At 69.2% G+C, this 20,031-nt stretch carries 18 protein-coding genes; 9 read left to right on the top strand and 9 right to left on the bottom strand.

Annotation, left to right across the window (positions count from 1 at the left end; genetic code table 11):
• Positions 1–27: 27 nt before the first annotated feature.
• On the bottom strand, positions 28–1,203 hold the full coding sequence (locus G6N64_RS24350; RefSeq protein ID WP_163800396.1) for a Gfo/Idh/MocA family protein: 1,176 nt from the start codon (positions 1,201–1,203) through the stop codon (positions 28–30).
• A 142-nt stretch (positions 1,204–1,345) separates the two neighbouring features.
• Between G6N64_RS24350 and G6N64_RS24345 the strand changes: the two genes are divergently transcribed.
• Positions 1,346–2,335 (top strand): LacI family DNA-binding transcriptional regulator, encoded by a 990-nt coding sequence (locus tag G6N64_RS24345; protein WP_163802087.1) that lies wholly within the window; start codon positions 1,346–1,348, stop codon positions 2,333–2,335.
• A gap of 5 nt (positions 2,336–2,340) precedes the next feature.
• On the opposite strand, the gene G6N64_RS24340 is transcribed toward G6N64_RS24345, so the two are convergent.
• From G6N64_RS24340 to G6N64_RS24330, 3 genes are read right to left on the bottom strand one after another with little or no spacing between them, the layout of a single operon-like run.
• The gene (locus G6N64_RS24340) at positions 2,341–3,156 is read right to left on the bottom strand and encodes a metallophosphoesterase (RefSeq protein WP_163800395.1); all 816 of its coding nucleotides are present in this window, start codon (positions 3,154–3,156) and stop codon (positions 2,341–2,343) included.
• A gap of 5 nt (positions 3,157–3,161) precedes the next feature.
• Complete coding sequence (locus G6N64_RS24335; protein WP_163800394.1) at positions 3,162–5,081, bottom strand: putative nucleotidyltransferase substrate binding domain-containing protein; 1,920 nt, start codon at positions 5,079–5,081, stop codon at positions 3,162–3,164.
• 11 nt (positions 5,082–5,092) lie between these two features.
• A complete protein-coding gene (locus tag G6N64_RS24330) occupies positions 5,093–6,565 on the bottom strand; it encodes a sugar porter family MFS transporter (protein WP_163800393.1) in 1,473 nt (490 codons plus the stop codon).
• Between the two features lie 204 nt (positions 6,566–6,769).
• On the opposite strand from G6N64_RS24330, the gene G6N64_RS24325 reads away from it, so the two are divergent.
• Genes G6N64_RS24325 through G6N64_RS24315 form a run of 3 tightly spaced genes read left to right on the top strand, consistent with a single transcriptional unit; the run spans position 6,770 to position 9,106 of the window.
• Entirely contained in the window at positions 6,770–7,789 is a 1,020-nt protein-coding gene (locus G6N64_RS24325) for a LacI family DNA-binding transcriptional regulator (protein WP_197748303.1), read from the top strand.
• A 9-nt stretch (positions 7,790–7,798) separates the two neighbouring features.
• A complete protein-coding gene (locus G6N64_RS24320; protein WP_163800391.1) occupies positions 7,799–8,575 on the top strand; it encodes an SDR family NAD(P)-dependent oxidoreductase in 777 nt (258 codons plus the stop codon).
• A gap of 60 nt (positions 8,576–8,635) precedes the next feature.
• On the top strand, positions 8,636–9,106 hold the full coding sequence (locus G6N64_RS24315; RefSeq protein ID WP_163800390.1) for an SRPBCC family protein: 471 nt from the start codon (positions 8,636–8,638) through the stop codon (positions 9,104–9,106).
• Here G6N64_RS24315 and G6N64_RS24310 read toward each other — a convergent pair.
• Genes G6N64_RS24310 through G6N64_RS24290 form a run of 5 tightly spaced genes read right to left on the bottom strand, consistent with a single transcriptional unit; the run spans position 9,103 to position 13,959 of the window.
• Positions 9,103–9,879, bottom strand: a complete 777-nt coding sequence (locus tag G6N64_RS24310) for a TIM barrel protein (protein ID WP_163800389.1) — start codon at positions 9,877–9,879, stop codon at positions 9,103–9,105. The two genes, G6N64_RS24315 and G6N64_RS24310, sit on opposite strands and share 4 nt — an antisense overlap.
• A 28-nt stretch (positions 9,880–9,907) precedes the next feature.
• The gene (locus tag G6N64_RS24305; protein WP_163800388.1) at positions 9,908–10,897 is read right to left on the bottom strand and encodes a Gfo/Idh/MocA family protein; all 990 of its coding nucleotides are present in this window, start codon (positions 10,895–10,897) and stop codon (positions 9,908–9,910) included.
• 31 nt (positions 10,898–10,928) lie between these two features.
• Entirely contained in the window at positions 10,929–11,798 is an 870-nt protein-coding gene (locus G6N64_RS24300) for a sugar phosphate isomerase/epimerase family protein (protein ID WP_246230786.1), read from the bottom strand.
• Entirely contained in the window at positions 11,795–12,802 is a 1,008-nt protein-coding gene (locus G6N64_RS24295; protein WP_163800387.1) for a Gfo/Idh/MocA family protein, read from the bottom strand. The genes G6N64_RS24300 and G6N64_RS24295 overlap by 4 nt, the downstream gene beginning before the upstream one ends.
• Positions 12,799–13,959, bottom strand: a complete 1,161-nt coding sequence (locus G6N64_RS24290; RefSeq protein WP_163800386.1) for a phytanoyl-CoA dioxygenase family protein — start codon at positions 13,957–13,959, stop codon at positions 12,799–12,801. Before G6N64_RS24290 ends, G6N64_RS24295 begins: the two co-directional genes overlap by 4 nt.
• A 162-nt stretch (positions 13,960–14,121) precedes the next feature.
• Here G6N64_RS24290 and G6N64_RS24285 point away from each other — a divergent pair, with 162 nt between their 5' ends.
• The 5 genes from G6N64_RS24285 (at position 14,122) to mobA (ending at position 20,007) form a co-directional block, all read left to right on the top strand.
• Complete coding sequence (locus tag G6N64_RS24285; RefSeq protein WP_163800385.1) at positions 14,122–15,126, top strand: LacI family DNA-binding transcriptional regulator; 1,005 nt, start codon at positions 14,122–14,124, stop codon at positions 15,124–15,126.
• A gap of 134 nt (positions 15,127–15,260) precedes the next feature.
• On the top strand, positions 15,261–16,085 hold the full coding sequence (locus G6N64_RS24280; protein ID WP_163802085.1) for a PfkB family carbohydrate kinase: 825 nt from the start codon (positions 15,261–15,263) through the stop codon (positions 16,083–16,085).
• A gap of 328 nt (positions 16,086–16,413) precedes the next feature.
• A complete protein-coding gene (locus G6N64_RS24275) occupies positions 16,414–18,354 on the top strand; it encodes a 2-oxoacid:acceptor oxidoreductase subunit alpha (RefSeq protein WP_163800384.1) in 1,941 nt (646 codons plus the stop codon).
• Positions 18,351–19,433: a 2-oxoacid:ferredoxin oxidoreductase subunit beta gene (locus G6N64_RS24270; RefSeq protein WP_163800383.1), complete on the top strand. Its 1,083-nt coding sequence runs from the start codon at positions 18,351–18,353 to the stop codon at positions 19,431–19,433. Before G6N64_RS24275 ends, G6N64_RS24270 begins: the two co-directional genes overlap by 4 nt.
• Positions 19,405–20,007, top strand: coding sequence for a molybdenum cofactor guanylyltransferase (mobA, locus tag G6N64_RS24265; protein WP_264002388.1), 603 nt, complete (start codon positions 19,405–19,407; stop codon positions 20,005–20,007). Before G6N64_RS24270 ends, mobA begins: the two co-directional genes overlap by 29 nt.
• Positions 20,008–20,031 lie beyond the last annotated feature (24 nt).

Here is a 20,031-nt window from a genome sequence, read left to right as displayed (position 1 = left end):
TGCTGGTGTCCCTTCGGGTTCGGTGGATCAGGTGACCTTGACGGCGAGCCCGCCGCCGGCGGCGGATTCGGTGATGGCGGCGACGACCCGAAGGCCGCGCAGTCCGGCCTCGAAGCCGGGCAGTGGGCCCGTGTCGCCGATCCCCGCGATCTGGTCGAGGAACGCACGCGCCTGGAAGGTGAAGAGATCGGCAACGCCGTGGCCGACGCCGCCGGCGTCCATGGGCAGGCCGCCGCGGATGTACGGGTGATCCGGACCGATCAGCACCCGTCGCGCACCGCCGATGTCGCTGCGGACGTCGTCGGCGGAGAGCTGGAACTCGCCGGCGCGGTGCAAGTTCCACGCCGCGGAACCCTTGGAGGCGAACAGCTCGAAGCCGAGTCCGTCGGGCAGGTCGTGCGCCACCCGCGATGCCGAGAACGTGCCGACGGCGCCGTTCTCGAAGCGGGCGGTGAAGGTGGCGACGTCTTCGTTCTCGACCGGCGACACCTCGTCACCGACCGCACCCTTGGTGTGGCCGTAGGTGACGCCCACCGGGACCGGGCGTTCGGTCACGATGGTGGCGAAGGACGCACCGCTGACCTCGACGATCGGTCCGCAGACGAATTCGGACATGTCGAGCAGGTGGCTGCCGACGTCGGCGAGCGCGCCGGTGCCGGGACCGCCCCGGTAGCGCCAGGTGATGGGCGAGGTGGGGTCCAGCGCGTAGTCGCACCAGTAGTGCCCGTTGAAGTGGACGAGATCCCCGAGCGTGCCGGCTGCGAGTTCACGCCGGATCATCTCGACCGCGGGGGAGCGGCGGTACGTGTAGCCGACCGCGGTCACCGCGTCGGATGCCTGCGCCGCGGCCACCATGGCCTCGGCGTCGACGAGCGAGCCGGCCAGGGGCTTCTCGCACAGGACGTGCTTGCCCGCGGCGAGAAGGCCTTCGACGATCTCGCGGTGCAGGTGGTTGGCGACGACGACGCTGACGGCGTCGACGTCGGGTGCGTCGGCGATCGCGCGCCAGTCGTACTCGGCCCGCCCGTAGCCGTAGCGCTTGGCGGTGTCGTCGGCGACCGCTTCGCTGGTGTCGGCGATGGCGACCAGGCGAACGGCGGGTCGGTCGGTGCCGAACAGCGTCGACGACCCGCGGTATCCCGCCGCGTGGGCGCGGCCGGCCATGCCGCCGCCGATGACGGCGACGCCGAGTGAGTCTGACATGGAAGGCTCCCTGAGATCCGGTGATTTGTCCGGTCTATTGGACCGGTCTAAGTGAGTACTATGAGGCGGGTCACCGGGGTGTGTCAAGCCCCCCGTCCGCCGTGAGGAGTGCGAAGTGGAACGACGCCGCGAACGGCCGACGATGCAGGACATCGCCGACGAGGTGGGAGTGTCCAAGGCTCTGGTCTCGCTGGTGATCCGGAGGGCCCCGGGCCCGAGCGAGGAGACGCGGGCGAAGGTCCTCGCCGCCGCCGATGCACTGGGGTACCGCGTGAATCGGGCAGCGGCGTTGATGACGGCGCGGCGCTCGCATCTCATCGGCGTGATGACCGACATCCGCAGCAGCTTCCACGCCGAGATGGTCGAGGACATCGTGGAAGCGGCGGACCGCGCCGGCTACGAGGTCGTACTCGGCGCGGTCACCTCCACCCACGGTGAGGCGCGGGTGATCGACACGCTCCTCGACTTCCGTTGCGAGGCAGTCATCCTGCTCGGTCCCGAGTCCGAGATCGGGACGCTCACGGCGATGGGAACACGGCTGCCCACCGTCGTCGTCGGGCGCCGGGTGGCGTCGGCGTCACTCGACGTCGTCCGCGCCGCGGACGCTCGCGGCATCGGACTGGTGGTCGATCACCTCGTGGAACTCGGCCACCAGCGCATCGTCCACGTCACGGGCGGCTCCGGCTCGATCGCCGCCGATCGCCGGCAGGGATATCTGCGGGCGATGCGGCGCAACGGGTTGGAGGATCACGCCGAGTGCATCGACGGCGACTTCACCGAGAACGCCGGGGTCGACGCGGCGAAGACGTTGCTGACGTCTGACGACCTGCCCAGCGCCGTGGTGTGCGCGAACGACCGCAGCGCCCTCGGAGTGCTCGACGCGGTGCGCCGAGCGGGGGTCGACGTGCCGGGGCGCATGTCCATCACCGGTTACGACGACAGCCCGCTCGCGAAGCTCGGTCACGTCGATCTGACGTCGGTCAGCCAGGCGCCGCGAGAGCAGGCGAACCGGGCGGTCGAGGCCGTCGTCGAACGACTCGACGGTGGTCGCACGACGCCGGCGTCCTCGGTTCTGCTGCCCCAGCTCGTCGTCCGCGGGACCACCGCCACGTGGGCGGGGGACGGGTTCTGACGTGCTCAGCGGGCGGTGACGATCCCCGCGAGTTCGAACGCGCGCCACGGGATCGTGGGCGTATCACGATGATCGGGGTCGACACCTATTAGGCGGCCACCGGCCAGGTACACGGTTTCGTGCTTGGCATCGGCGTCGACGGTCACGAGGGCTTCGATGCCTGCCGGGGGAACGGTGGCGTCATTCCCGCGCCACGAGGTGATGCCGTCGTGGCCGTGGATCTGGCTGAAGGGCATCTGGCGGTCCGCCCACCCGGGCAGCAGTTCGGTCTTGGTGTCCGCCCACAGCGGTCCCGCGTCCGAGGCGGTCGTGCCGTGCAGCATCGTGCCGGCGCGGAACACCGTGTCGGCATCCACCCTGGCGAGGTCGTTGATCCGGCGAGCAGCCTCGACGGCGCTGTTCGGACCGCCGAGGGCGCTCGCCCAGAACTCGGCGGTGATGCCGGCGTGCGTGACGAGGAACGACTCGTGGGTGGTCTCGAGTGCGGCGGCGACGACGACGGTCCCGTCGTTCCACCAGCGTCGCAGGATGCGAACGTGCTTGCGCCGCAGGGTTTCCGGCCACCGGAAGACCGGCGGTTGGAGGTAGTGCGCCTCGTGGTTGCCGATCAGCTGGATCCACTGGCCGTGCTGGGTGCGCAGGTAGTGATCGACGATGTCGACCACCTCGGCGGAGTCGGGTCCACGATGGATCAGGTCACCGACCTGCACGACGATCAGGTCGTCGGGTAGCGAGCCGTCGGGACGCGCGCCGAGACGGGCGAGTTCGTGACGCAGTGGTGTGGCATGTCCACCCACGTCACCGATGACGGCGATCCGCATCGGGTTCAGGGTGCCTTCCGCCGGATCGGCCGGGTCAGGGCCGCGGAGCGCAGGGCGGAAGGCCTCACTGCGGCGCGGTCCATCCGACGCGCGATGCCGTTGATCTCTCGCACGGCCTGACCGATCATGCTGCGTTCGATCGGTGACAGGTCGTCCCGGTCGATCAGGTCGCTGGGCGGCTGTCCGTCGCGGAGTCGATTGAGGTGGTGGCGCAGACGCATTCGCTGCAGGACCTCGAACACCTCGATCAGTCGGCCGGCCTCTGCGCTGGGCAGGATGACCGATCCGGACGCATCGCGCAGTCGCTTCACGGTCTGCAGCTCCGTGGAGCCGACCCCGAGGGCTGCCCAGCGGGCGATGCTGACCACCGGTAGCAGACCGTGGGTCTTCACGTCGAACGTGTCGCCCTTGCCGGTGAACACGTCGCGCAGCGTACGCTCCCGTTCCTTGGCGCGGTGCGAAACCGACTCCGACAGCAGCAGATCCATGGCGGCCGGGTGCTGCCGGAAGTCGGCGAAGACCCGGGCGACCTCCGGCAGACCGGGCGTGCCGTGGATGGGTCGGGCGTCCACCAGGAGCGACGCGATGACGGCCAGGCCCGTGCGGTGCACCGCCATGGCCGCGCGGGAGTGTTCCCCGGGTGCGGTGAGCCAGCGCGTCGCCGCGGCTCGCCACTCACCGTTCGTCCGGGAGAAGGCCTTGTTGGATGCGTTGGCGCCGTTGACATCGACGCCGAGCCCGGCGGCGGCGAGCAGTTCGTTCACGTCGTCGAACGCGCGCCGGTACAGCGCCATGGCCTCCGGCGACACGTCGTCGTCGAAGGCGATGGCGACGTCGAGATCCGAACCGGGCATCGCCTCGCGCCGGCCGTGGCTGCCCAGGAAGAGCCAGGTGAACTGGTCGAGGGAGAGTCCGGGATGATCGGCGAAGACCACCTGGATGGACCGGCGGACGATCGCGTCGACGATTGCGGACCAGACGCGGATCACGCGGTCGACGGCCAACCCGCGCTCGAGGATGTCGCTCAGCACCGCCGGTGCGCGCCGGGCCCGTTCGATCAGCTCGGTTCGGTCGCGGGCGCGGCGGATCTGTTCGAGCATCCCGAATCCGGCCGTGGTCGGCGCCAGCACGAAGTCCCGCGCGCCGAGTACGCCGCGCAACCTGTCGGTGCGGTCGACCACCGGCAGGTACTCGGCCCGGGTGTCGAGCAGGGTGATCAGGGCTTCGACCGACGAGCCGGTGAGTTCGACCGTCGTGGCCGGGTGGATCATCACCGCGCGCGCGGGGGTGTCCCCGGCGATGCCGTCGCCGACGACGCGGCGTCCCAGCATGGAGTCGGTGACGATGCCGTAGGTCCCGTCACCGAGTTCGACCACGGCGCAGTGCATCTCCCGGTCGGTCAGCTGGCGTGCGACCTCGGCGACCGGCGTGTCCGGCGCGACCACCAGCGGTGTGGTCGCGATGAGGTCCTCGACCGTGCTGAACATCGGTGCCGAGGTGGTACGCCTCCGGGTGCGGGAGATGTAGTCGGCGAGGAACCGGGCGCCGCTGCGCGAGTAGAACGCGGGCTCGACCAGGTGGCCCGGCAGAACCGCGATGCCCGCCGAGGTGGTGGCCACCACCCGGGGCCCGATGGGGCGTTCGGTGAGCATCGCGGAGAAGCCGAAGACGTCACCTGCGACGAACCGGTCGTCACCGGCCTTCGTCACCTGATCTTGGTCGTGCCAGAGGTCGACTTCACCGGTGAGCACCACGTAGATCTCGGTGGGCGGCGCCGTGAAGGCGTCGACCACCAGATCGCCCGCAGAGAACTGACGGACCGTCGCCGCCGCCGTGATCGCCGCCAACTCCGGCGGGGCGAGCGCGCTGAACAGCTCGACCCCGGCGAGGAACCGGGTCAATTCCTCCTGCTCGGCGACGGTCACGGGTCACCGCCTCAGCGCAGGCCGACGTAGATCTGACCGGTCGAGACGTCCTCTTCGAGCGCCTCGAGCGAGCGGCCGCGGGTCTCCGGCACCTGGGTGTACACGAACAGCAACGCTACGACGCCGATCCCGGCGAACAGGAAGAAGGACCCCGTGATGCCGATGGTCGCCACCAGGGTGGGGAAGTACAACCCGAGGATTCCGTTGGTGACCCAGCAGAAGAAGACCGCCATGCCGATGCCGAGGCCGCGCATGTGCAGGGGGAAGACCTCTGCCAGCCATACCCAGACGGCCACGTTGAGGAAGGTCTGCATCGACAGCACGAAACCGACGACGAGGACGAGGATCACGTAGGGCCGTGCCGGATTACCTGCCGGCAGCAGCATCGACGCCACCCCGACGAGGCAGTGGAACGTCGTGGTCAGCGTCAGGCCGATCATGAACGTCTTGCGGCGGTCGATCCGGTCCATGTTGCGCAGGGCGATGATGCCGCCGATGACGGCGACGACTCCGAAGGCGATGTTGGCGAGGACGGCCTCCTCCTCGCCCATACCGGATTCCTCGAGAACCCTGGTGCCGTAGTACATGATCGAGTTGATGCCGGTGAGCTGCTGGGTGATGCACACACCGATGCCGACGAAGATGATGCGCCGCAGCCACTTGCTGGCCATGATGGCGCGGATCCCGATCTGGTGGCTCTCCTTCTCCTGGTTGGCGATGAGTTCGACCTGAGCGATCTCCGCCAGGGCCCGGTCCTCGGAGCGGACGGTCTTGAGCACCGCGAGCGCCTCGTCGTTCCGACCCTTCTCCACCAGCCAGCGCGGCGACTCGGGCATCCGCAGCATCCCGATGAACAGGGCGACGGCGGGCAGGGCGCAGACCGCGAACATGATGCGCCACACGCCGTCCACGTGGCCCAGGGTCGTGCCGAGGATCGCGTTCACCACGAACGCGGACAACTGGCCGACGACGATCGCCAACTCGTTGCGCCCGGTGATCGAGCCGCGGATTTCGAAGGGTGCGAGTTCGGCGAGGAACACGGGCACCACCGTCGATGCCCCGCCGACCGCGAGGCCGAGCACGATGCGGCCTGCCACCAGCGTGGCGAAGCCCGTCGCGGAGAAGGTCCCGGGCTCCGGCCCGGCCGGTGAGAACACGACCAGCAGGACGCCGACGAAGAACAGCACCGCGAGGATCAGGATCGTCTTGCGCCGCCCGATCGCGTCGGAGATGATCCCGCCGACCAGCGCGCCGATCGCCGCGGCGAACAGCAGCGCGCTGATGACGACGCCCAGCTGCAGCAGCGAGAGCCCGAGTTCCCGTGCCATCGGGCCCTCGGCGCCGTTGGCCACGCCGGTGTCGTAGCCGAACAGCAGGCCGCCCAGGCAGGCGACGACGGAGATGACGCCGATCCGGCTCCGGTGCGGGCCGCTGGTCAGTGGTGGTAGGTCGGCTTCCGCCGCCGATTCCGCATGTGCGGTCATCTCGTGGCTCCTTCGTCGATCGGCGCGCGGGGCGCGCCGGCACTGCTGGATGACGGTGATGCCCGTCACAGGTAACCCCAGACTAGCGCGCGCTAGGCATTTGTAAAGCCATACGGACAAATGGACGATTCGCGGTGCCGGCGTCGAGGTTCGTGGGACCATTGCGCCGTGCGGGACCCCAGTGGGAGGCGCAGACAGCGCCCGGTGACGCAAGACGACGTCGCGCAGGAGGTGGGCGTCTCCCGGGCGCTCGTCTCCCTGGCCTTCAGGGGGGCTCCCGGCGTCAGTGAGGCGTCGCGTCGAACGATCCTCGAGGCGGCACGCTCGCTGGGATACCGACACAACGCCATCGCCGCCGATCTCGCCGCAAAGACCCGCACGACGATCGGTCTCTACCTGCTGGACTTCCGCAACGAGGTGTATGCCGACGTCTACCGGGGAGTCCGAGATGCGTTGGAGCGCTCCGGAAACCGCGTCGTGCTGGCAGTGTCGGACGCCGATGAACCCACCGACCAGCAGGCGGTCGACTCGCTCGTCGACGCCCGTGTCGGAGTGGTCATCGCCGCCACCCTCATGCTGACCGACGTCGACGTTCGAGCGCTCGCGAAGGCGGTCCCGTTGGTCAGCGTCGCGCGTCGGGTGCCGGGGGTCGACTGCGTCTATGCCGACGACGAGGCCGGCGCCGAGGCGGCGACGAGACACCTGCTCGACCTCGGGCACCGCCGCATCGCGCACCTCACCGGTGACGAGTACGAAGGTCATCTGTTGCGCCGCCGTACGTACGAGGCGGTGATGACGACGGCCGGGAGAACGCCACAGACCGTCGTCGCTCGTGGCTACTCGCAGGAGGCCGCCGAGGGCGTCGCGCGGATGGTGCTCGACGTGGCCGACCCTCCGACGGCGGTGTTCGCCCACAACGACGAGATGGCGCTGGGCGTCCGCGAGGCGGCGTACTCGCTCGGTTTACGCATCCCGGAGGACCTGTCCCTGGTCGGGTACGACGATTCGCGCATCGCCCGGTTGCACGGGGTCGACCTGACGTCCGTCGATCAGCACGCGCGTCGGCTCGGACAGGACGCCGGTGCCGCGGCCCTGGCCCGGATCCGGCACGAGGACGGACCCGTGGTGGACGTCCGGCACGCGCCCGACCTGGTGGTGCGCGGGTCGACGGCACCATGCCGGGACGAGTCGAGGCCTGCCGACCGCCGTGGTGCGCTGGCCTAGGGTGTCCTCGTGGACATCAATGGAGCTAGCGCAATCGTCACCGGAGGCGCGTCGGGCATCGGCGCGGCGACCGCACGTCAACTGGCCGCCAAGGGCGCGAGGGTCGTCGTCGCCGACCTGAACGCGGAGCGCGGACAGGAACTCGCCCACGAGATCGGCGGCGTCTTCGTCGGCGTCGACGTCACCAAAACCGAGCAGATCGAGGACGCGGTCAACACGGCGGCCGACCTCGGCCCGCTGCGGGCACTCGTGAACTCCGCAGGCATCGGCTGGGCCCAGCGGACGATCGGCAAGGACGGGGAGTTCGCCTCGGCGCACAACCTCGACGCCTACAAGAAGGTGTTGGCCATCAACCTGGTCGGCACGTTCGACTGCATCCGGCTGGCCGCGACGGCCATGGGCCGCAACGAGTTCACCGATACCGGTGAGCGGGGCGCGATCGTCAACATGACCAGTGTTGCGGCCTTCGACGGCCAGATCGGCCAGGCCGCCTACTCTTCGTCCAAGGGCGGCGTCGTCGGCCTCACCCTGCCGGTGGCTCGCGACCTGTCGGCCGTGGGCATCCGCGTCAACACCGTGGCGCCGGGCCTGATCGACACCCCGATCTACGGCGAGGGCGAGGACTCGGAGGCCTTCAAGGCCAAGCTCGGTCAGTCGGTGTTGTTCCCGCACCGACTGGGCAAGCCCGACGAGCTGGCCTCGATGGTGATCGAACTACTCACCAACTCCTACATGAACGCCGAGGTGGTCCGGGTGGACGGCGGCATCAGGATGCCCCCGAAGTAGTCCCGACGCCCGGCGCGGGACGGGTGTGTCGCGCTGCCCCGCGCCGGGTATGAGGGAGGCATGACTACCTCCACGCTGAAGACAGAGAACACGGGTCCGCGCAGGGTGAGCCGCAGCGTCCAGGTCGCGGCTCCCGTCGCAGAGGTGTTCGCCCTCGTCGCCGACCCGCACCGGCACGCCGAGATCGACGGCTCGGGCACGGTGCGGGACGTCGACGTCAAGGGGCCGAAGCGCCTGTCCGCGGGCGACAAGTTCACCGTGGGCATGACGCAGTACGGCGTGCCGTACAAGATCACCTCCAAGGCCACCGAGGTCGAGGAGAACCGGGTCGTCGAGTGGCAGCATCCCCTCGGACACCGCTGGCGCTGGGACCTCGCCGAGGTGAGCCCCGGCACCACGAAGGTCACCGAGACGTTCGACTACTCGACCGCCAAGCTGCCGATCTTCATCGAACTGACCGGCTACCACAAGAAGAACGCCGAGGGCATCGAGTCGACCCTCACCTCCCTCGCCGACAGGTTCGCCGGCTAGAGCGTGAATGCGGCGCGGAAGGCCTCGAGCGCTGCGGCATCGTCTCCGGCCGCGTAGCCCTCCAGGCCCACCGTGCCGCGATATCCCACGTCCGACAGCGCCTTCGCGATCGCCGGATAGAAGATCTCACCCGTCCCCGGCTGGCACCGGCCGGGGACGTCGGCGACCTGGACCTCCCCGATCGCATCGCCGCAGCGCCGGACGAGGTCGACGAGGTTCCCCTCGCCGATCTGGGCGTGATAGAGGTCGAGCATCATCTTCACGTTCGGGTGGCCGACCCCCTCGATCAGGGCGAGGGTGTCCTTGGCGCGGGCCAACGGCACGCCGGGGTGATCGACGATCGTGTTCAGGTTCTCCACGCAGAACTGCACTCCCGCGGACGCGCCCATCTCGCCGAGGGCCTCGAGCGTTCGTAGCGCGGTCGTCCACATCTCACCCGTCGCCCGCAGACGTGGACGCGCCGGCAACCCGTCGACGAGTTCGGCCGTGTGCAGATTCAGTCGCGTGACGCCCAGCGTCTGCGCGGCCTCGATGCTCAGCTTCGCCGTACGCAGCACCTCGCTCGCGGTCTCGGGGTCGATGAGGTCGCCGTGCAGGTAGCCGGTCATGGAGGTGAACGTCGCGCCGGTGGCGGCAAGAGCGTCGAGGTCCTTGTCGTCCCAGCTCCAGATCTCGGCGGCGAAACCCATGTCGTGGATGCGGCGGACGCGATCGACGATCGGCAGGTCGGTGAACACCATCTCCGCGCTGATCGCGAGTTCGAACTGGCTCATTGTCACTTCTTCCCGGTAGTCGTGTACGTCAGCGAGGCTGCATGCCCGCAGCACGGTAGGCAGCGTCGACGAGCGCCATGTTCGCCACGGCATCGTCGGTACCGAAGGGCAGCGGACCGCCGCCCTCGACGTGCGCGGCGAACGCCTCCAGTTGATGCGAGTACGACGAACGCGTCCCCAAGCGTTCGACGACGGTCCCGTCGGCGGTGCGGATCGTCAACCGGTCGTCGCTCCCCGGGCGGATGAAGTCGTGCACCAGCAGCTCGCCGGCCGTCCCGGTCAAGGCGATCGTGAACGAATAGTCTTCTGCCGTCATCGAGTTCGTGCTGAGACCCGTGGCACCGCCGGGGAAGGCGACCTCGACGTCGCAGGAGGCGTCGACGCCGGGAGTGCGCTGCTCGGCCACGGCACGCACGACCGAGGGTGCCCCGTCGATGCCTGGTGCGGCGAGGCGGCCGAGGGACCGCATGACGTGCATCCCGTAGCAGCCGAGGTCCATCAGTGCCCCGCCGGCCATCTCCAGTGACCATCGCGGATCCCCGTCGTCGGGTGTCGGCATCGCCATCCGCACCTCGACCCGGGTCACCTCGCCGATGCTGCCGTCGGCGGCCAGTGCGAACGCGCGCTGGGTCACCGGGTGGAAGAAGTAGTGGAACCCCTCCAGCACCGACACCCCGGCGGCGTCCGCAGCGTCGGCGACGCGGCGCGCCTCGGATTCGTCTCTGGCGAAGGGCTTCTCGCCGAGTACCGGTTTCCCCGCTGCGATCGCCGCGAGGTTCCATGGCGCGTGCAGCGAGTTGGCGAGGGGGTTGTAGATCACGTCGACGTCTCGGTCGTCGATGACGTCCTGGTAACCGTCCAGGACGCGCTCCACGACGTACTTCTCGGCGAACGCCTCGGCGCGCGAACGGTCCCGGGCCGCGACGGCGACCAATCGGTGGCCGAGTTCGGCGGCGGGCCCGACGATCGCGTTCTCGGCGATCCGCGAGGCCCCGAGAACGCCGATGCGCAGGCTCATGCGCGATCCCGCTGCGCTTCTCGCTGACGGCTCACGACGTGATGGCCCGCAGGTACGCCACGCTCGTGACGACGTCCCGAACGGGACCCTCACCGGTCGGCTCGGCGTCGAGGATGGTGTCCTGCTCGAGGACGAACCATCCGTCGAAGCCGTTGTCCCGCAACACCGAGACGATGCCCGCGATGTCGACGTCGCCGGTGCCGAGCGGGGTGTACATCCCCGCCTTGACGGCCTCGGTATAGGTGAGTTCGCCGGACCGGACCTTCGCGGCCAGTGCGGCGTCGACGTCCTTGAGGTGTGTGTGCGCCACCCGGCCGGGGACTGCCTTGGCCAGTTCGAGGGGATCGGTGCCGCCGATCATCAGGTGACCGGTGTCCAGGCAGAGCGGGATCGCCGACCCCGCGAGGACGCGGTCCACGTCCGAACGGGTCTCCACCAGAGTCCCGACGTGCGGGTGCAGCACCGCCAGCAGTCCGCGGGATTCGACGATGGCCGCCAGCCGGTCGAGGTTCGTCAGCAGCGTCAGCCACTGGGCGTCGTCGAGCACTGGGCGCGCGTCGTAACCGTCGGACCCGGTGACGGCGGCGAGGACCACCACGCCGGCACCGGCGGCGACCAGGGACTCCAATGGTCCGGCGAGGTCGGCGGCGGGGTCGTGGTCGGTGTCGTGCAGGACCACCGGCACGAAGCCGCCGACGCAGGCCAGGTCGTGCCCATTCAGTACCGCAGTCAGTTCGGCGGTGTCCGACGGTAGGAAGCCGTCGGGTCCCAACTCGGTGGCGGTCAGACCGGCGCCGCGCATCTCGCGCAGCACCCGCTCGCGATCGAGCTGGTGACCCCAGTCGGGCACCTCGCACACACCCCACGAGATCGGTGCTCCCGCGATCTTCACGGTGCTCACGCGTTCCTGACCTCCTCCAGGGTGACGGGCGTTCCGCGGCGCAGGGATTCGGTGGCGGCCTCGGCCAGCCACGCCACCTCGACCGCGTCGGCGACCGTCGCGCCGAGGACGGGGCCGCCCTTCGTCACCTCGACGAACGCCGCGAGTTCGGTGCGGAACGCCTCGGTGAAGCGGTCCATGAAGAAGCCGTGCGACGGCCCGGTCGGGAACTCGTTGTGCGGGTCGGTGTTCCGCAGCGGAACGCCTTGATCCCAGCCGGCGGCGACGCTGTCGTCGAAGCCGTGCACCTCGAGGCGGCAGTCGTAGCCGCGCGCGTTGTAGCGGGCGTTGGACACCACGCCGAGGGCGCCGCCGTCGAACCTCACGATGACGGCCGCGGTGTCAACGTCGCCGTACTCGGCGAACAGGGGATCGCCCTGCACCGTGCCGGTCGCGTACACCTCGACGGCGCGTTGCCCGGTGATCCAGTTGATGACGTCGAAGTCGTGGACCGCGCAGTCGCGGAAGATGCCGCCCGAGCCCTTGATGTAGTCCAGCGGCGGGGGAGCGGGATCCATCGTGGTGCTGCGCACGGTGTGCAGGAGGCCCAGCGATCCGTCGTCGACGGCGCGCTTCGCGGCGGCGAACGCCGCGTCGTACCGGCGCTGGTAGCCCACCTGGACGGGTACGCCGGAGGCCAGGATGACCTCGGCGACGCGCGCACTCTCGACGGCCGTGGACGCGATCGGCTTCTCGCAGAACGTCGGGATGCCGCGTGCGACGGAGGCCAGCGTCAGCTCCGCATGGGCGGGCGTCGCGGCGGCCACGACGACACCGTCCACGCCCGACGACAGCAGCTCGTCCACGGTCGCCACGTACCTGGCGCCGTGCTTGGCGGCCACCGCTTCGGCCACGTCACCACGCTCGTCGGTGATCACCAGCCCGTCGATGCCGTCGAGGCCGCTGAGGGTTTCGGTGTGGAAGGCGCCGATGCGGCCCAGTCCGATCACTCCGAGGGTGGTCATGTGATTCTCCGTCCGATTTGATCTACGAGTGCGAGGTCGAGTGCTTGCGGGGTGAGCCCGTCGGCGAGGGCGGCCAGCACGGTGTCCACCTGGCTGGGTGGCGCGAGGCTGCCGATCGGCTGGTCCCGGTCGAGGTTGGTGGGGAACGCGTATCCCTCCGCGGTCGCGTTGACCACGTTGCGGAGGTCGCGTTCGGAGCGGCCGGCGGCCTTCATGGCCAGCAGCGACGGATAGACGGCCCGGACCATCGCGGTGCGGTCCATCGCCTCCATCGCCCGCCCGAACGGCGACGAGATCTGCAGCAGGTTCGCCATGCGGCGGATGTCGGTCGAGGTGTTGGCGCCGGCGCCGTGCATCAGCGCGGGGTTGAAGAACACTGCGTCCCCCTTGCGCAGCGGAAGTTGCACGTGGTGGGCGGCGAAGTAGTCGATGAACTCCTGGCGGTAGAACGCGACGTAGCCGGCGGTGAACCGCTGCGAGTGGGGCAGCAGCATCGTGGGTCCACTCTCGAGCGGCATGTCGCAGTGGGCGACGGCGCCCTGCAGGGTCAGCGCCGGCGACAGCGCGTGCACGTGGGCGGGGTAGGCGCTCAGCTGGTCCGGGTCGACGAAGCCGAGGTGGAAGTCGCGGTGCGGGACCTGCGCTCCACCGCCGGGATTGACGACGTTGACCTGCGAGGTCACCTGGTAGCGCGGGCCGAGCCACGCCTCGCAGACCAGTGCGAGCACGTCGGCGGCGTAGTACTCGGCGAACACCTCGGGCGCATGCAGTGCCAACTTCTGCGCGGCGTTCCAGATCCGGTCGTTGGCGCCGGCCTTGCCGAAGTGGTCGCCCGCCACGCCGCCCTCGGCGCGCTGGGCGTCGATGATCGCGGTGAAGGCCTCGGACGCCGCGTCGACGACGTCGTGTGAGAACGCGTCCTCGAAGGCGACGACACCGGGTCCGTCCATCAGTGCACGAATGAGTTCGGCCTGCAGCGCGCGCCGGTCGGCACCCGCGACCGCGGCGGCCGAGTAGACGACGACGCCCTGGCGCACGTGAGTGGCCGTCGGGTAGTCGGCCGGATCGGTGTCCCGGGCCACCTCTGCGTGGAACGCGTCGAGGTCGTGGTCCGACTGCTCGATCCACGCTCCGGTCGTCGTCGCGGCTCTGGTCATGTCCATGAGTCTGGCTGTGACGTGGACCTCGATCAACACCAAAAAGCCGTCAAAAACACCTCAGCGCGCGCTACCCTTCTCCCGCGAGCAGTCGCCAACTCCCCTCGTGCGGGCCGAAACAGGGGAGTTCGCGACTGCTCACGGGGAAGGGGGAGGTCCGGGATGGCGCACCGATACAAGGTCCGCGAGATCGCGCAGCAGGCCGGGCTGAGCGAGGCGACCGTCGACCGCGTACTCAACGACCGCCCCGGCGTCCGGGAGAACACCCGCGCAGAGGTCACGCAGGCGATCGCCGACCTGGACAAGCAGCGGGCACAACTCCGTCTCAGTGGTCGCCGCTTCCTGATCGACGTCGTGATGCACACCCCGCGGCGCTTCTCCGATGCCTTCCGCGCGGCGATCGAGGCGGAACTGCCGGCCTTCGCGCCCGCGATGGTGCGGGCGAGGTTCCACCTGTGGGAGACGGGGGAGACGGCGCAGATGGTCGACACGCTCTCGCGCATCCGCGGCAGCCACGGCGTCGTGCTCAAGGCGCAGGACGAACCGGCGGTCGTCGAGGCCGTCGACGCCCTGGTCGCCGGGGGTGTGCCCGTCGTCGCCTATACGACGGACGTACCGTCCAGCGCGCGGTGTGCCTACGTCGGCATCGACAACCACGGCGCCGGCGTCACCGCGGCCTATCTGATGGAGCAGTGGCTGGGTCGCGAACCGGCCGACGTCCTGATCACGTTGAGTCGTACGGTGTTTCGCGGCGAAGGTGAGCGCGAGGTCGGGTTCCGATCTGGCCTGCGCGGTTCGGGCCGCGCCATCGTCGAGGTCAGCGACGGTGACGGCATAGACGCCACGACCGAACGGCTGGTGCTCGAGGCGCTGGAACGCCATCCCCGGATCGAGGCGGTGTACTCGCCGGGCGGCGGCAACGCTGCGACGGTCGATGCGTTCGCCCGGCTGGGCCGGACGTGCCGCGTGTTCATCGCCCACGACCTCGATGCCGACAATCGGCGACTCTTGCGCGAGGGACTCGTCTCGGTGGTCCTGCACAACGACCTGCGCGCCGACGCCCGTCTGGCGATCCGGCAGGTCCTCCAGCAGCACGGCGCACTGCCGTCCGAGTCCGTCCGGCCCGCGCCGATTCAGGTGATCACGCCCTACAACATGCCGGCCTGACCGACGCGGTCCGACCCGTGAATCGTGCTTCCCGGTTTCTGCGACTACCATTTCGCCGCACCCCGACGATCGTTCGGGTGCGGAACTTCGCGCATTCAGGAGATCGATCGGTGCAGCCAGGGCTCGTCAACGGGGTGACCGTGCTCGGCAACCTGGCCATCGACGTGATCAACGGCGCGCCGCCCAGTCCGGGCGGATGTGCCTCGTTCGCCGGCGTCGCCCTGGAGGCCGTGGGCGGCCCGGGTCACATCGCCGCCCTGGGGGCGCCGGAGGACCACGCGCTGTTCGACCCCCTGGTCGAGAGGTTCGGGACGATCGTGCGGATCCTGCCGTCGACGGTCACCAGCGGATTCCGCCTCGACTACGTCGACGTCGACCACCGTCGCATGTCCGTGGACACCATCGGCCCGGTATGGGGTGCCGCCGAGATCGCCGCCGCGAACCCGGACACCACCTGGGTGCACCTGGCGCCACTGCTGCGCACCGACTTCCCCGCCGAGACCCTCGCGCTGCTCGCGGCGCGCGGACACCGCGTCGCCTACGACGGCCAGGGACTGGTGCGTGCGGACCGGGTGGGGCCCCTCGTCGAGGACCGGAACTTCGCGCCCGACATGCTGCAGCACCTCGACATGCTCAAGCTCGCCGAGGACGAAGCCGTGGTGGTCGCCGACGGCGACTTCGATCTCGCGGCCGCAAAGCTGCTTGGCGTCCCGGAGATCGTCGTGACCTACGGATCCGAGGGCTGCGACATCTACACGAACGGCTCCGTCGAGCGCGTTCCGGCGGCCTGGCGGGTCGACGGCGTGCAGACCACGGGAGCGGGCGACATGTTCACCGCGTGCTACGTCGCGCACCGGGCGGCGGGCGACGATCCCGTGCCGTCGGCCGAACAGGCCAGCGAACTGGTCGCCCGAGAACTCGACAAGCGTCAAGAACGTCGTTCCGTCGGCTCGCCGTAGGCGCTGGTAGGGCGTCCGCCCGTCGGGCTACCGGTCGGTAACCCCGATCTTAGAGAACGACGTTCTCGAAAAGTGACGAAGACCACAAACTTTCCCCCCGCCCGTCGAATTCGCACCCTCTGACCTGCGCACATCGCGGTCCTTTACCTGCTGGTAACCGGCGTGCCCGGCGCAGGTCAGCCTAAGAGAAGTGCAATAATCGGTACTGCCAGTGACAGAAAAATTCTGGCGTGTCATACCGGCGGCGCATCGCGCGACATCGGCCTCTCCGGAGGCTTCGATCGCGACCCGGGATGGCCGCCCGGTCCAATCGCGAAAGGCAGGGGTCGTGAGTCTGAGCGGCAACGGCACCAGCAACGGCGGTACCGCGCCGCGGCAGAAGCTCGAGAAGGTCGTGATCCGCTTCGCCGGTGACTCCGGTGACGGCATGCAGCTGACCGGCGACCGCTTCACGTCCGAGGCGGCGTTGTTCGGCAACGACCTTGCGACGCAACCGAACTACCCCGCAGAGATCCGCGCGCCACAGGGCACCCTGCCGGGTGTCTCGTCGTTCCAGATCCAGATCGCGGACTACGACATCCTCACCGCGGGTGACCGGCCGGACGTGCTGGTGGCGATGAACCCCGCCGCGCTCAAGGCCAACGTCGCGGATCTGCCGCGCGGCGGGCTGATCATCGCGAACTCCGACGAGTTCACCAAGCGCAACCTGGCGAAGGTGGGTTACGAGAGCAACCCGCTCGACTCGGAGGAGCTGTCCGACTACGTCGTGCAGGCCGTCGCGATGACGACGCTGACGCTCGGCGCCGTCGAGGCGATCGGGGCGACCAAGAAGGACGGCCAGCGCGCCAAGAACATGTTCGCCCTGGGACTGCTGTCCTGGATGTACGGCCGCGAACTGGCGCACAGCGAATCGTTCATCCGCGAGAAGTTCTCCCGCAAGCCCGAGATCGCCGAGGCCAACGTCCTCGCGCTCAAGGCGGGTTGGAACTACGGCGAGACCACCGAGGCGTTCGCGACCACCTACGAGGTGTCGCCCGCCAAGCTGAACTCCGGTGACTACCGCCAGATCTCCGGTAACACGGCGCTCGCCTACGGCATCGTGACCGCCGGTCAGCTGGCCAACACGCAGGTCATCCTCGGCACGTACCCCATCACGCCGGCGTCGGACATCCTGCACGAGTTGTCCAAGCACAAGCACTTCAACGTCCTCACCTTCCAGGCCGAGGACGAGATCGCCGGCATCGGCGCGGCACTCGGTGCGTCCTACGGCGGCGCACTCGGCGTCACCAGCACCTCGGGCCCCGGCGTCGCGCTGAAGTCGGAGGCCATCGGCCTCGGCGTCATGATGGAGCTGCCGCTGCTGATCGTCGACGTGCAGCGCGGTGGTCCCTCCACGGGCCTGCCCACCAAGACCGAGCAGTCCGATCTCCTGCAGGCGCTCTACGGTCGCAACGGCGAGTCACCGGTGGCCGTGCTGGCACCGCGCTCGCCGTCGGACTGCTTCGACATCGCCGTCGAGGCGTCGCGCATCGCGCTGACGTACCGCACGCCGGTGATCATCCTGTCCGACGGCGCCATCGCGAACGGCTCCGAGCCGTGGCGAATCCCGGACGTCGAGTCCTACGAGGCGATCGACCACACCTTCGCCAAGGAGGGCGAGCCCTTCCAGCCCTACGCCCGCGACCCGGAGACGCTCGCACGGCAGTTCGCCGTACCCGGGACCCCCGGACTCGAGCACCGCATCGGTGGGCTCGAGAAGGCGAACGGCTCGGGCAACATCTCCTACGAGCCCGCCAACCACGACCTCATGACGCGGCTGCGTCAGGCCAAGATCGACGGCATCTCGGTGCCCGACATCGAGGTCGACGATCCGAGCGGCGAGGCCGAACTGCTGCTCGTCGGATGGGGCAGTTCCTACGGTCCCATCGGTGAGGCATGCCGGCGCGCCCGGCGGCAGGGCATCAAGGTGGCCCACGCCCACGTTCGTCACCTGAACCCGTTCCCGGCCAACCTGGGCGACGTGTTGAAGGCCTACCCGACCGTCGTCGCCCCGGAGATGAACCTCGGCCAGCTCGCCACGCTGCTGCGGGCGAAGTACCTGGTCGACGTGCAGTCCGTCACGAAGATGGAGGGCATGGCGTTCCTGGCCGACGAGGTCGAGGGCATCATCGACGCGGCGTTGGACGGAACGCTCGCGGAGAAGGAAACTGACAAGGCCAAGTTCGCACGGCTGGCCGCCGCCACCGTGGACATGGGAGTTGACGCATGACTGACGTGATTGGGGCCGATCTCGGCCTGACCCCCGCTGCTCTGACCAAGACCAGCGCGGTGCCGACCACCGACCAGCCGCAGAAGGCCAAGGACTTCACCAGCGACCAAGAGGTCCGCTGGTGCCCCGGTTGCGGTGACTACGTCATCCTCAACACCATCCGCAACTTCCTCCCCGAGTTGGGGCTGCGTCGCGAGAACATGGTGTTCGTCAGCGGCATCGGCTGCTCGAGCCGCTTCCCGTACTACCTCGAGACCTACGGTCTGCACTCGATCCACGGCCGCGCCCCGACCATCGCGACCGGGCTCGCGCTGGCCCGCGAGGACCTGTCGGTGTGGGTGGTGACCGGTGACGGTGACGCCCTCTCCATCGGCGGCAACCACCTGATCCATGCGCTGCGCCGCAACGTGAACCTGACGATCCTGCTGTTCAACAACCGGATCTACGGCCTGACCAAGGGCCAGTACTCGCCGACCTCCGAGGTCGGAAAGGTCACCAAGTCGACCCCGATGGGCTCGCTGGACTACCCGTTCAACCCGGTGTCGCTGGCGCTGGGCGCCGAGGCGACGTTCGTGGGCCGGGCGCTGGACTCCGACCGCAAGGGCCTCACCGAGGTGCTGCGTGCCGCTGCGGCGCACCGCGGCGCCGCGCTGGTCGAGATCATGCAGGACTGCCCGATCTTCAACGACGGGTCCTTCGACGCGCTGCGCAAGGAAGGCGCCGAGGAGCGGCTCATCAACGTCGCGCACGGTCAGCCGATCACCTTCGGTGCCGAGGGCGAGTTCTGCGTCGTGAAGTCCGGTTACGGACTCGAGGTCGGCAAGACCGCCGACGTCGACCCGTCCGACATCGTCGTGCACAACGCCGAGATCGACGACCCGGCGTACGCGTTCGCGCTCTCGCGGCTCTCCGAGCAGAACCTCGAGCACACCGTGATGGGCATCTTCCGTCAGGTGAGCCGACCCACGTACGACGAGATGGCTCGGGATCAGGTGAGTTCTGCCATGGATTCCAAGCCCCACGACACCGCGGCTCTGCAATCCTTGCTCCGTGGGAAAGACACCTGGACCGTCGACTGACGTCATAGCTCCGCTGGCCGCCGTCGTACTGGCCGGCGGGGCCTCGCGGCGAATGGGCCGTGACAAGGCCACGCTGCGCATCCCCGGAGCCGACGGTGAGGTCACCCTGGTCGAACGGGTGGTGGCGACGCTGACGTTGCGCTGTGACCGCGTATTCGTCATCGCGGCCCCCGGCCAACCGCTTCCCGCCCTCGACGCCACGGTGCTCCGTGACGAGGTGCGGGGCGTCGGTCCCCTCCTCGCGACCGCCCGTGGCCTGCATGCCGCGGCTGACGCCGGCTTCGACCTGGCGTTCGTCAGTGCCGTGGACATGCCTCATCTCGACGTCGACCTGATCGACGCGCTGCTCGGGCCCGCCCAGCGGCTCGGGGTCGACGTCGTACTGCCGTGGGATGGACGCGACCACTATCTCGCCGGGATCTACCGAAGCGCCCTGGCGACCCGAGCCGACGACCTCGTCGCAGCAGGGGAGCGCAGCATGCGTGCGCTCCTCGACACCGTGGACACCCAGCGGGTGGTGATGCCCGAGCAGCGGTCGCTGCTCAACGCCAACACCCCGGCCGATCTCCGGTAGATTCCGCCAGCAAATTACGAATTA

Origin of the sequence: Mycolicibacterium sediminis (genome assembly GCF_010731735.1) — a bacterium.
Classification (GTDB): Bacteria; Actinomycetota; Actinomycetes; order Mycobacteriales; family Mycobacteriaceae; genus Mycobacterium; species Mycobacterium sediminis.
This window is presented reverse-complemented; position numbering and strand designations above follow the sequence as displayed.

Bases quoted from the DNA above. Each gene is read 5' to 3' on its own strand.
- G6N64_RS24350 (WP_163800396.1), bottom strand. From the start codon at position 1,203: ATGTCAGACTCACTCGGCGTCGCCGTCATCGGCGGCGGCATGGCCGGC.
- G6N64_RS24345 (WP_163802087.1), top strand. From the start codon at position 1,346: ATGCAGGACATCGCCGACGAGGTGGGAGTGTCCAAGGCTCTGGTCTCG.
- G6N64_RS24340 (WP_163800395.1), bottom strand. From the start codon at position 3,156: ATGCGGATCGCCGTCATCGGTGACGTGGGTGGACATGCCACACCACTG.
- G6N64_RS24330 (WP_163800393.1), bottom strand. From the start codon at position 6,565: ATGACCGCACATGCGGAATCGGCGGCGGAAGCCGACCTACCACCACTG.
- G6N64_RS24315 (WP_163800390.1), top strand. From the start codon at position 8,636: ATGACTACCTCCACGCTGAAGACAGAGAACACGGGTCCGCGCAGGGTG.
- G6N64_RS24310 (WP_163800389.1), bottom strand. From the start codon at position 9,879: ATGAGCCAGTTCGAACTCGCGATCAGCGCGGAGATGGTGTTCACCGAC.
- G6N64_RS24305 (WP_163800388.1), bottom strand. From the start codon at position 10,897: ATGAGCCTGCGCATCGGCGTTCTCGGGGCCTCGCGGATCGCCGAGAAC.
- G6N64_RS24295 (WP_163800387.1), bottom strand. From the start codon at position 12,802: ATGACCACCCTCGGAGTGATCGGACTGGGCCGCATCGGCGCCTTCCAC.
- G6N64_RS24290 (WP_163800386.1), bottom strand. From the start codon at position 13,959: ATGACCAGAGCCGCGACGACGACCGGAGCGTGGATCGAGCAGTCGGAC.
- G6N64_RS24285 (WP_163800385.1), top strand. From the start codon at position 14,122: ATGGCGCACCGATACAAGGTCCGCGAGATCGCGCAGCAGGCCGGGCTG.
- G6N64_RS24270 (WP_163800383.1), top strand. From the start codon at position 18,351: ATGACTGACGTGATTGGGGCCGATCTCGGCCTGACCCCCGCTGCTCTG.